Source organism: Terriglobales bacterium (genome assembly GCA_035457425.1).
In the GTDB taxonomy this organism is placed as follows: Bacteria; Acidobacteriota; Terriglobia; order Terriglobales; family Acidobacteriaceae; genus JACPNR01.
This window is the reverse complement of the sequence record DATIBR010000059.1, coordinates 1-10,715: the sequence shown is the minus strand read 5'-3', so window position 1 is coordinate 10,715 and position 10,715 is coordinate 1. Positions and strand designations below refer to the sequence as shown.

The window sequence follows — 10,715 nt, the reverse complement described above, 5'->3', positions numbered from 1 at the left end:
CGGCCACCACCTCAATGCCCCGCTCGCGGCAGAACCGGACGGCCTCTTCGCTGACCGCGCCCTGGCCGACACCTCGGTACATCCACACTCGCCGTATGCCTGCCGCGACGCAGTCGCGTACGACCGCGTCCGTGAGTTCGGGTGACGTCATCAGCAAGGCGGCATCGACCGCTGGCTCGATATCCTGCACGCGGGCGAAGCAGCGCCGGCCGAGCGCTTCCGCCGTGTGGGGGTTCACCGGCACCACGTCATACCCGCGGCGGTCGAACTCCTGCGCCAGCATCGCGCTAAAACTCTTTGCATCTCGCGCGATGCCGACGATCGCGATCCGCTTCTGCGCAAGGAACTCCTCAATGGTCTTCAGCGAAACGTTTTCAGATGACATAGGTCACGTCCTCGTGGCGGCCGTCGTCCCATAGTCCTCGTACGCATGCCGAGCGCGATTGAGCACATGCCGCGACTGCGATAGCACCCGCGGAATGTCTTTCCAGCGGAACTTCCGCCAGACCGCCAGTTGCCGCGTGAGCGGGATCGCTGTCCGGTACAGCCGGAAGTACTGTTCATAAAACTCGTCGAGGGGCAGGGCCGTCGGCAGCAGCGTGTGAATGAAGTCGAAGAGATCGTAGTTGCGCGTGATCAGCCGGTCTTGAGTCTCTGCGTATAAATCGGTTCCCGGCAGCGGTGTGAGCACGGCAAAGGTCGCAAAGCGCAACCCTAATCGGCGGCAATACGGAGCGAAGGCCGCAAAGTCCTCGCGCTGGAATTCCGGCCGCACGATGAACGAGGCATAAACCTCGATGCCGAGATCGTTCAACACCCTGGCCGCAGCCTCGTTGTCGGCCGCTTTCGAGCCCTTCCGGATGTAGAGCAAGTCCTCTTCCCGGAAGAACTCGAACCCCACGAACACCCGCTCCAGTCCCACCTCCCGCCACCGCTCCAGCAGGTCGGGATGGCGAGCGATGGTGTCGGAGCGGCCGTAGAGGAAGTACCGCTTCTTGATCCCCGCGGCCCGGATCAGGTCGGTGAGCCTTTTCATCCGTTCCGCGTCCACCAGCGATTCATCGTCTGCAAAGAAGACGAACGGTTCCTCGATCCCGGCCAGTTCCTCCACGACCTTCTCCGGCGCACGCCGGAAGTAGCGGCCGCCGGCAAGCTTCCACAGCGCACAGAAGCTGCACCGGTACGGGCACCCCTTCGACGTCCGCATCGACGCCAGCGGACGCATCCACTCGCTGTAGTAGTTGGATCGGTGCTGCGCCGTCAGGGACCGGGCGGGGAAGGGGAATTCGTCGAGCTCCAGCGCAGGGCGCGGCTCGGTCGTGACCATCCCGTTCTCCGTTGCGAATGCGAGTCCGCGGATCCTGCTGAGCTCGCCCCGCGTCTCCCACTGCGACACGAGCTCGCGGAAGGTGAACACCCCTTCCCCGATCACCACGACGTCGATGGACGGAGAGGCAAAGTCCTGCGGCAGGATCGTGGCGTGGTGTCCGCCGACGACCGTAAGAACCTCAGGGCACCATCTCTTGATCGTGTCGCACAGCCTCCGGACGACGTTCACGTGCACGGTATAGGCCGTCAGGCCGACGATATCGGGACGGAACTCCTCGAGGACCGGCTGCAAGTCCTGGCCGAACCGCATGTCGAGGATGCGCACATCGTGATCGGCAGCCACTCCCGCTGCCACATACTCCAGCGCCAGCGGCTCATAGACGAAGACATCCTCTCCTCCGATGGTGAGTGGGGCCTTCGGTGGCTGGAGGAGCAGGATCTTCATGTGCCGTGCCGGATCCGGAGACGTCGGGAAAGTCTGCCTCAGCGGGATATCAGCGGTCCGTGAGTACCGTCACCACCGAAAGTGATGTCGGTGACTCACGGCGCGATTCGCCCTGCTTCAGAAACTCCACCGCGCGCGGACCGCCGCGCCGGCTCGTGTAAAATAAGTGGTACCCCGGCACCGCGCTCCGCGGTGCCTCATTTCCTGTGTCGGGACGTGGCTCAGCCTGGTAGAGCACTCGCTTGGGGTGCGAGGGGTCGGCAGTTCAAATCTGCCCGTCCCGACCATTTTTTTATCCGTTCAACTCAGGAGCCACTCATGTCGAAGATCAACGGGGACCACGCGCGCCAGAATCTGCGCGACCGCAGGAACGCCAAGATGAGGCAGCGCATGGCCTCCCTTTCCGCCGCCGCCGCTCGCATCCGCCAGCGCCATGCCGAGGAAAAGAAGGCAAAGGCCGCGGCAGCGGCCCAACGCAACAGCCGCTGACATCCAAGGAGCCCTTATGGAACGCAGGGAAGCGCTCCCGCTCGCCGCTCTGCTGCTGACCGCGCCACTACTTTCCCAGGCGCGCCCCAGTTCCGGGCCGCAGTCCCAGAAGCCTGCTGCTCCGGACGGACCGGCCGTCACCCCCGACGACCTCGAGAAGATGCGCTCTTACCTGCAGCAGCTTCAGGCGAACCTCGCCATGCTGCCCTCGGGCTACAGCGCCGTGAAGCACCAGTTCGAGATCGAGATCGACATGTGGCGGCTGGTGCTCGGCATCTGGGAGCGCAACCCGCGCTCCTAGCCCCCGGCGCCGCCCGTTTCGCGGTACGATGACCCCAGCGCGCGTCGCGCGTCGAACAGGCAAGCATGGGCTTTTTCGGGGAACAGGACCGGCGTGAGTGGATCACGCTGGCGGGCACGCAGGGCGGCAGACATCGCCGCCGCATCTCGTCGCTCGCCTGCTCCGCGCTCGCGCACGCCGCGCTTCTCGCCGCGCTCGCCTGGCCGGTCGCGCCCCTGTTCATCACCCCGCGCCCGGTTGCCAGGGGCCAGGGCGGGAACGCCGGCGCGGTCGCCTCGGTCACGCTCCTCGCGCCGCCCGACCTCAACGCGCGCACCGTCGGACGCACCGCGCAGCTCGTCCTCCCCAAGCCCGCCGAGGACCACGCCGGCGGCCGCCTCCAGAAGCGCACCAACGCCCTCGACGTGAAGGACCCGAGCGGCACCCGCGAGCCGGGCTCCCCCTACGGCACCAGCTACTACGGCCTCAGCTACGGCGAGGAGATCAAGCCGGCTCTTCCGGTCGTCTTCCCCGACCTGCGCATCGCGCGCGACCAGCTTCCCGATGGCGTGCACGGCGACGTCATCGTCGAGGTCACCATCGACGAGCACGGCTCCGTCATCGAGCAGCGCCTGCTCCAGGGCATCGGCTACGGCATCGACGAGCGCGTGCTCGCGCTCCTCCGCGACTGGCGCTTCCGCCCCGCCACCCGCAACGGCGTGCCCATCGCCTCCAAGCACGACGTCCACTTCCACTTCCCCAGCTAGCTATCGCAACGCTTTCTTCACCCGGTTCGTCGCGCGCTCCACCTCGCGCACCAGCGACTTCAGCGACTTCTTCATCTGGTTCAGGTCCTTGCGCGTCTGCGGCGTCACCTTCCCCACCTCGCGCGCCGCCCGCGTCGCCTTCCCCAGCGCCGTCCCGATCTGCACCGCCGCCCGCGTCAGCGGCGTCTTCATTGCTTTCTTTGCCATGGTCCCTCCTGCCCTTCGGCGGACTGATTCTACGGGCGACCTCCCGCGCTTCCGCAGGGAAAAATCGCCGGCTGCTTCCCGGACTTGACACCGCCGCGCCGCCGCAATATTCCTAGTACACCGCTTCACCCGTCATCATCTGCACGCTGACTCTCCGGCCCCAGTCACTCCACCAGGAGGCTCCATGCGTAAGCTGTCCCTTGCCGTCACCGTTCTCGTCGTTGTCCTGCCGCTCGCCGCCCAGATGGACCATGGCGCGCCCAAGAAGGCGGCCGCCCAGCCCGCCGCCGCCACGCTCGCGCCCGGCTTCGGCCGCGTCCACCACCCGGTCACCACTTCCAACGCCGAGGCGCAGAAGTTCTTCGACCAGGGACTCAACCTCATCTACGGCTTCAACCACGCCGAGGCCGAGAAGGCCTTCGCGCAGGCCGCCAAGCTCGATCCCAACCTCGCCATGGCCCACTGGGGCATCGCCTACTCCGTCGGCCCGAACTACAACATGCCGGTCGACTGGGAGCGCGAGCTCCAGGCTTACGACCACATCCAGCAGGCGCTCAAGCTCGCACCCCAGGCCTCCAAGTCGGAGCAGGCGTACATCGCGGCGCTCGCCAAGCGCTACACCAACGACAAGAAGGCCGACCTCAACGCGCTCGACCTCGCCTTCGCCAACGCCATGCGCGACCTGAAAGACGACTACCCCGACGACCTTGACGCCGCCACGCTGTTCGCCGAGAGCATGATGCAGCTCCGCCCGTGGAAGCTCTGGACGCCCGACGGCCAGCCCGCCCCCGGCACCGAGGAGATCGTCGCCACGCTCGAGGGCGTGCTGCGCCGCGATCCCAACCACATCGGCGCGGCCCACTATTACATCCACGCGGTCGAGGCTTCGGAGTCGCCCGAACGCGCCCTCAACAGCGCCGATCGCCTGGGCGCCCTCGCCCCGCAGTCCGGCCACCTCGTCCACATGCCCGCGCACATCTACATCCGCACGGGCGACTTCGACAACGCCGCCAAGGTGAACGAAGCCGCCGCCCTTGCCGATGCCGCCTACCTCAAGCGCGTCGGACAGCCCGGCCTCTACACCCTGATGTACTACAGCCACAACCTCCACTTCCTCGCCGCCGCTTACGGCGCCGACGGCCGCTTCGCCGCCGCGCTCCGCTCCACCGGCCGCCTGGAGAAGAACGTGGACGCGCACGTCGCCGCCGTTCCCATGCTCGAGGGCTTCATGCCCACGCGCTACTTCGTGCTCGCCCGCTTCCACCGCTGGGACGACATCCTCAAGCTGCCCGCCCCCGCCGCCTCGCGCCACTTCCAGACCGCCATGTACCACTACGCCCGCGGCGTCGCCGCCGCCGCCAAGCAGGAGATCGCCGCGGCCGAGGGAGAACACGCCGCCCTCGTCGAGCACGCCAAAGCCATCCCGCCCGACATGATGGTCTCGACCGTCGGCAACACCGCCGCGCAAGTCGCCAAGGTCGCCGACGCCGTGCTCGCCGCCCGCATCGCCGAAGCCAAGGCAGGCCCTGCCCGCGTCAACGCCGCCGTCATCGACGCCTGGAAGAAGGCGCTGGTGGAGTACGACAAGGTCGCCTATTCCGAGCCGCCCGACTGGTATTACTCGGTCCGCGAGTCGCTCGGCGCCGCCCTCCTGCGCGCCAACGACTACCAGCAGGCCGAGCAGGTCTTCCGCGACGACCTCGCCAAGAACCGTCGCAGCGGCCGCTCGCTCTTCGGCCTCGCTCTCGCCCTCAAGGGCCAGGGCAAGGACTACGATTCCTCCTTCGTCATGAACGAGTACAAGTCCGCCTGGCAGAAAGCGGAGAAACCTCTCCAGGAGGGCGATCTGTAACCGCGCAGCGCCGGCTCAACGCAGCGCCGGCTTCAGCCGGCAGGAGCGCGGGCCTTCCGCCCGCGCTTTTCTCTTCTCATTCCGAGCGAGCGCACTGACCACTGGCCACTGACCACTGGCCACTGACCACTTTCCCGCTAACCCCTCGCTCTCCTCACCGTCCAACCCTCCGGATTGGTGTGCCTCTGGGCCGCCGGTTGAGCGATTTTTTTCTCCGGCCCCTTGCCGTTCCCGTCGCAACTCTTTAGTTTGTTTGCGCAATCTTGAGGAGACCATCATGCGTCGCTTGCCCCCCATCCTGTTCCTGCTCTGTCTCTCCCTTGCTGCTTTCGGCCAGACCGCCGAGGAGCTCGTCGCCAAGAACATCGCCGCCAAGGGCGGGGAAGACAAGATCAAAGCCATCAAGACCCTGAAGATGGTCGGCCGCTATCAGGAGCCCAGCGGCTTCTCCGCCGACGTCACCGTCCTCGGCAAGGCGCCCAATCAACTCCGCCAGACGTTCGCGCTTCAGGGCATGACGCAGATCCAGGCCTTCGACGGCCAGACCGGCTGGCAGATCAATCCCTTCCAGGGACGCCGCGATCCCGAGCTGCTCGGCGAAGACGACCTGCGCGACATCTCCGAAGACGCCGACCTCATCTCCGGCCCCCTGGTCGACGCCAAGGCCAAGGGCAACACCGTCGAGTACCTCGGCCACACCACCGTCGACGGCGACGATGCCCTCAAGCTCAAGGTCACCCTCAAGAACGGCGACATCTACTACTACTACCTCGACCCCGACACCTTCCTCGAGTTCCGCACCGAGCGCCAGCAGTTCCTCCGCGGCAGCGTGCGCGAGCTCAACACCGAGTACGGCTCCTACAAGCAGGTCAACGGCGTCTACTTCCCGTTCGTGCAGTCCTCCGGCCGCCGCAAGGACCTCTCCAACGCGCCCACCATCGTGTGGTCCACCATGGAAGCCAACGTCCCCGCCGACGACGCGCAGTTCAAGATGCCCGCGGCCCCGCCCTCGCCGCCCGCTCCCAAGGCCGTAGACGCCTCGCAGAAGAAGAAGGACAAGCCCAAGCCGCCCGCTGCCGAACCGCCCAAGCCGTAGCCGAGGGCGGACAGAAAGGGCACGGCTTCAGCCGTGCGGTGGAAGAGCGGCCCTTGAGGGCCGCGTTGCAACGCAAAAAGATTTCGGGGCTTTAGCCCCTGAGGAAACGACGATGCGGAACCTGAAAGCTCTTGCACTGATCCTGGCAGTCATCCTCCTCGCGACGTTCGCGCTCGCCCAGCAGCCCACCGTGAAGTACGACTCCGCCACCATCTCCGGCCTGCCCGCTCGCAACGTCGGCTCCGCCATGATGAGCGGCCGCATCGCCGCCCTCGACGCTGTCGACGAGAACGGCCGCATCACCATCTATCTCGGCGCCGCTTCCGGCGGCGTCTGGAAGTCGGTCGACGGCGGCTCCCGCTTCCGCCCCGTCTTCGACGACCAGCCCGTGCAATCCATCGGCGCCGTCGCCATCGACCCCTCCAACCACAAGACCATCTGGGTCGGCACCGGCGAGCCCTGGACGCGCAACACCGTCTCCATCGGCGACGGCATCTACAAGTCCACCGACGGCGGCGAGAACTGGACCAACGTCGGCCTCAAGTCCTCCGAGCGCATCGCCAAGATCATCGTCGACCCCAAGGACTCCGACTCCGTCCTCGCCTGCGTCGTCGGCGCGCTCTGGAGCGACAGCCCCGACCGCGGCGTCTACAAGACCACCGACGGCGGCAAGTCCTGGCGCAAGGTCCTCGCCGGCGCCAATCCCTCCAGCGGCTGCGCCATGCTGAGCGCCGTCGCTTCCGAGCCCGGCGTCGTCTACGCCGCCATGTGGGATTTCCGCCGCCAGGCCTGGACTTTCCGCTCCGGCGGCCCCGGCTCCGGACTCTTCAAGTCCACCGACGGCGGCGAGCACTGGACCGAGATCTCCGCCGGCGGCATGCCCGAAAAACCCTACGGCCGCATCGCCGTCACCCAGGCTCCCGGCAAGCCCCAGACCGTCTACGCCTTCATCGAGTCCAAGCAGTCCTCGCTCTTCCGCTCCGACGACGGCGGCAAGACCTGGACCAAGGGCGACGCCAGCCAGTACATGGTCTGGCGCCCCTTCTACTTCGCCAACCTCATCGTCGATCCCAAGAATGAGAACAAGGTCTTCAAGGTCGACGGCCCGCTGCTGCTCTCCACCAACGGCGGCAAGGCCTTCAGCTCCGTCGGCAACGACGCCCACGGCGACTTCCACGACGTCTGGATCGATCCCTCCAACACCAACATCATCTACACCGGCGACGACGGCGGTCTCTGGCGCTCCATGGACGGCGGCAATCGCTGGGAGCACATGGCCAACCTGCCCCTTTCGCAGTTCTACCATGTCAGCGTCGACAACGCCGATCCCTACCACGTCTACGGCGGCCTCCAGGACAACAGCTCCTGGGTCGGCGACTCCTCCTACCCCGACGGCGTCAGCAACGCCCGCTGGGAGAACATGTTCGGCGGCGACGGCTTCTGGATGTGGGAAGACCCCGCCGACTCCAGCTACATCTACGCCGAGGCCCAGGGCGGCGAGATCGGCCGCGTCAACCGCTGGACCCACGAGGCCCGCGCCATCAAGCCTTATCCCGACTACGGCGAGAAGAAGCTCCGCTGCAACTGGAACACGCCCATCCAGGTCAGCCCCAGCGACAAGAACACGCTCTACTTCGGCTGCCAGTTCCTCTTCCGCTCCACCAACCAGGGACAATCCTGGGAGCGCATCTCGCCCGATCTCACCACCAACGATCCCGAGAAGCAGAAGCAGGAAGAATCCGGCGGCGTCACCATCGACAACTCCGCCGCCGAGATGAACACCACCGTCTACGCCATCTCCGAGTCGCCCAAGAACGCGCACATCATCTGGGTCGGCACCGACGACGGCAACGTCCAGGTCACCCGCGACGCCGGCAAGAACTGGACCAACGTCACCGCCAACCTCAAGCTGCCCGCCAAGGCCCCCATCACCTCCTGGGTCCAGGCGAGCGAGTTCGACGAGAACACCGCCTTCGCCGCCTTCGACTACCACATGCAGGGCGACATGGCTCCCCACGCCGGCATGACCACCGACCTCGGCCAGACCTGGAAGATGTTCGACCTCGCCGGCGTCCGCGGCTACGCCCACGTCATCAAGCAGGACCTCAAGGATCCCAGCCTGCTCTATCTCGGCACCGAGTTCGGCCTCTGGGTCTCCATCGACTCCGGCGCGCACTGGGCGCAGTACAAGGGCTCGAACTTCCCCAACGTCGCCGTGCGCGACCTCGTCGTCCACCCCCGCACCTCCGACCTCGTCCTCGGCACCCACGGCCGCGGCATCTGGATCATCGACAACATCGCGCCCTGGCGCGCCCTCACCCCCGAGAACATGCAGCAGCAGGCCGGCTTCCTGCCCGCGCCGCCCGCCGTGCAGTACCTCCCCGCGTTCGGCGGATGGCCCGAAGGCTCCAACTCCTTCTCCGGTCCGCCGCGTCCCGACGCCGCCAGCATCCCGTTCTATCAGCGCAGCCGCCACATCTTCGGCGACCTGAAGATCGAGATCTTCTCCGCCGACGGCAAGCTCATCGACACCGTCGCGCCCAGCAAGAAGCGCGGCGTCAACACCGCGCGCTGGTCCATGCGCCTGCCCGCTCCCACCGTGCCGCCCGCCGCCACCGCCATGTACGGCACCTTCAACGGGCCGCGCGTCCTCCCCGGCGCCTACACCGTCAAGATGACCAAGGGCGACCAGACCTACACCACGCAGCTCAACGTCGTGCTCGACCCGCGCGCCAAGTACACCGCCGATGACCGCAAGGCGCAGTTCGACCTCGTGCAGAAGCTGGGCGCGCGCCTCAACCACATGAGCTGGGCGGTCGCCGCCATCCTCGGCGTGCGCGACCAGGCGCAGGCCGCCGCCGCCAGGCTCCCCGCCAACGACAAGCTCCGCAAGCAGCTCGCTGCCTTCGCCGCCGCCGAAGACAAGATCCGCGGCAAGATCGTCGCCACCAAGGAAGGCGGCGCCATCACCGGCGAGGAGCGCCTGCGCGAGTACCTCGGCGGACTCTACGGCGACGTCAACAGCTACGAAGGCCGCCCGACCGATTCCCAGGTCGCGCGCGCCGACGCCCTCAGCCGCGAGCTCGACGACGTCGTCAAGGAGTTCAACGACACCACCAGCAAGCAGCTCCCGTCGCTCAACAAGTCGCTCAAGGCGAAGAAGATGCCCGAGATCAAGGTCATCTCCGAAGCCGAGTGGCAGAAGCAGACCTCCGGCGGCGCCGGCGGCGGGCAAGCCATGACCACCATGCACCACCGCTTCGAACGCGACTGACCACAACGAACACCGCAGGGAAGCGCCGGCGACTCGCCGGCGCTTTCTTTTTGCTCTTCTCCGTGCTCTCCGTGCCTCCGTGGTACAAAGGCTGTGTGAAGAAGCTCCGCGTCGGCGTTCTCTTCGGCGGCCGCTCCGGCGAGCACGAGGTCTCGCTGCTCTCCGCCGCCTCCGTCATGAAGGCCATGGACCCCGCCAAGTACGACGTGGTCCCCATCGGCATCACCAAGAGCGGCCACTGGCTGGTCGCGCAGCACGCCGAGGCGCTGCTCAAGGGCGAGCCGCCGCCGACCACGCTCCGCGCCGGCGACCCCGGCAAGACCCTCGGCGCCGCCGTCCTCGCGCGCGGCGACGAGATCATCGTCCCCCCCGTCCCCACCGAATCCGATTCCCAGAAACTCCGCGCCTTCCAGTCTTCCGCGAACGACCTCATCTCCCCCGGCGCGCGCCCCTCCGCCATCGAGGTCGACGTCATCTTCCCCGTGCTCCACGGCACCTTCGGCGAAGACGGCACCGTGCAGGGCCTGCTCGAGCTCGCCGACATCGCCTACGTCGGCGCCGGCGTCCTCGGCTCCGCCTGCGGCATGGACAAGGACGTCATGAAGAAGCTCTTCGCCCAGGCCGGACTCCCCATCGTCAAGCACGTCACTGTGCTGCGCTCCGATTGGGAAGACGACATGAAGCGCGTCCACAAGCGCATCGAAAAGGCGCTGAAGTACCCGGTCTTCGTGAAGCCCGCGAACCTCGGCTCCTCGGTCGGCATCTCCAAGGTCCGCAGCCGCGGCGAACTCAAGGACGCGATGGAACTCGCGGCCGGCTTCGACCGCAAGCTCATCGTCGAGCAGGGCGTCGGCGGAGGGAAGCACGGCAAGGCCCGCGAGATCGAGTGCTCCGTCCTCGGCAATGAGCAGCCGCTGGCCTCTATCGCCGGCGAGATCGTCCCCTCCGCTGAGTTCTACGACTACGCCGCCAAGTA

The 10,715-nt window shown here is 66.9% G+C and carries 10 protein-coding genes and 1 tRNA gene; 8 read left to right on the top strand and 3 right to left on the bottom strand.

Annotated elements, in window-relative coordinates; all coding sequences use genetic code 11:
- A partial coding sequence (locus VLA96_04310; protein HSE48410.1) for a CoA-binding protein occupies positions 1-385 on the bottom strand: 385 nt, incomplete at its 3' end.
- Positions 386-388: 3 nt separating this feature from the next.
- Positions 389-1,774, bottom strand: coding sequence for a radical SAM protein (locus VLA96_04305; GenBank protein HSE48409.1), 1,386 nt, complete (start codon positions 1,772-1,774; stop codon positions 389-391).
- A gap of 210 nt (positions 1,775-1,984) precedes the next feature.
- Between VLA96_04305 and VLA96_04300 the strand changes: the two genes are divergently transcribed.
- The 4 genes from VLA96_04300 to VLA96_04285 all read left to right on the top strand — a co-directional run bounded on the left by VLA96_04300 (position 1,985) and on the right by VLA96_04285 (position 3,310).
- Positions 1,985-2,061 (top strand) — tRNA-Pro (locus VLA96_04300).
- Between the two features lie 31 nt (positions 2,062-2,092).
- On the top strand, positions 2,093-2,263 hold the full coding sequence (locus VLA96_04295; GenBank protein ID HSE48408.1) for a hypothetical protein: 171 nt from the start codon (positions 2,093-2,095) through the stop codon (positions 2,261-2,263).
- Positions 2,264-2,279: 16 nt separating this feature from the next.
- Complete coding sequence (locus VLA96_04290) at positions 2,280-2,564, top strand: hypothetical protein (protein ID HSE48407.1); 285 nt, start codon at positions 2,280-2,282, stop codon at positions 2,562-2,564.
- 65 nt (positions 2,565-2,629) lie between these two features.
- Positions 2,630-3,310 carry an energy transducer TonB gene (locus tag VLA96_04285; protein HSE48406.1) on the top strand — a complete coding sequence of 227 codons (681 nt, stop codon included), beginning with the start codon at positions 2,630-2,632 and terminating at the stop codon, positions 3,308-3,310.
- Here the strand turns inward: VLA96_04285 and VLA96_04280 are convergent, their stop codons facing one another.
- Entirely contained in the window at positions 3,311-3,517 is a 207-nt protein-coding gene (locus VLA96_04280) for a hypothetical protein (protein ID HSE48405.1), read from the bottom strand.
- A 184-nt stretch (positions 3,518-3,701) separates the two neighbouring features.
- On the opposite strand from VLA96_04280, the gene VLA96_04275 reads away from it, so the two are divergent.
- The 4 genes from VLA96_04275 to VLA96_04260 all read left to right on the top strand — a co-directional run.
- Positions 3,702-5,369: a hypothetical protein gene (locus VLA96_04275; protein HSE48404.1), complete on the top strand. Its 1,668-nt coding sequence runs from the start codon at positions 3,702-3,704 to the stop codon at positions 5,367-5,369.
- Between the two features lie 277 nt (positions 5,370-5,646).
- The gene (locus VLA96_04270; protein ID HSE48403.1) at positions 5,647-6,465 is read left to right on the top strand and encodes a hypothetical protein; all 819 of its coding nucleotides are present in this window, start codon (positions 5,647-5,649) and stop codon (positions 6,463-6,465) included.
- Between the two features lie 112 nt (positions 6,466-6,577).
- Positions 6,578-9,739, top strand: coding sequence for a hypothetical protein (locus VLA96_04265; protein HSE48402.1), 3,162 nt, complete (start codon positions 6,578-6,580; stop codon positions 9,737-9,739).
- Positions 9,740-9,834: 95 nt separating this feature from the next.
- Positions 9,835-10,715, top strand: an 881-nt coding sequence (locus tag VLA96_04260; GenBank protein ID HSE48401.1) for a D-alanine--D-alanine ligase family protein, incomplete at its 3' end; no start/stop codon positions are given.

What these genes read in the sequence shown, in the direction of transcription:
- VLA96_04305 (HSE48409.1), bottom strand. Translation starts at nt 1,774, where the DNA reads ATGAAGATCCTGCTCCTCCAGCCACCGAAGGCCCCACTCACCATCGGA.
- VLA96_04295 (HSE48408.1), top strand. Translation starts at nt 2,093, where the DNA reads ATGTCGAAGATCAACGGGGACCACGCGCGCCAGAATCTGCGCGACCGC.
- VLA96_04290 (HSE48407.1), top strand. Translation starts at nt 2,280, where the DNA reads ATGGAACGCAGGGAAGCGCTCCCGCTCGCCGCTCTGCTGCTGACCGCG.
- VLA96_04285 (HSE48406.1), top strand. Translation starts at nt 2,630, where the DNA reads ATGGGCTTTTTCGGGGAACAGGACCGGCGTGAGTGGATCACGCTGGCG.
- VLA96_04280 (HSE48405.1), bottom strand. Translation starts at nt 3,517, where the DNA reads ATGGCAAAGAAAGCAATGAAGACGCCGCTGACGCGGGCGGCGGTGCAG.
- VLA96_04275 (HSE48404.1), top strand. Translation starts at nt 3,702, where the DNA reads ATGCGTAAGCTGTCCCTTGCCGTCACCGTTCTCGTCGTTGTCCTGCCG.
- VLA96_04270 (HSE48403.1), top strand. Translation starts at nt 5,647, where the DNA reads ATGCGTCGCTTGCCCCCCATCCTGTTCCTGCTCTGTCTCTCCCTTGCT.
- VLA96_04265 (HSE48402.1), top strand. Translation starts at nt 6,578, where the DNA reads ATGCGGAACCTGAAAGCTCTTGCACTGATCCTGGCAGTCATCCTCCTC.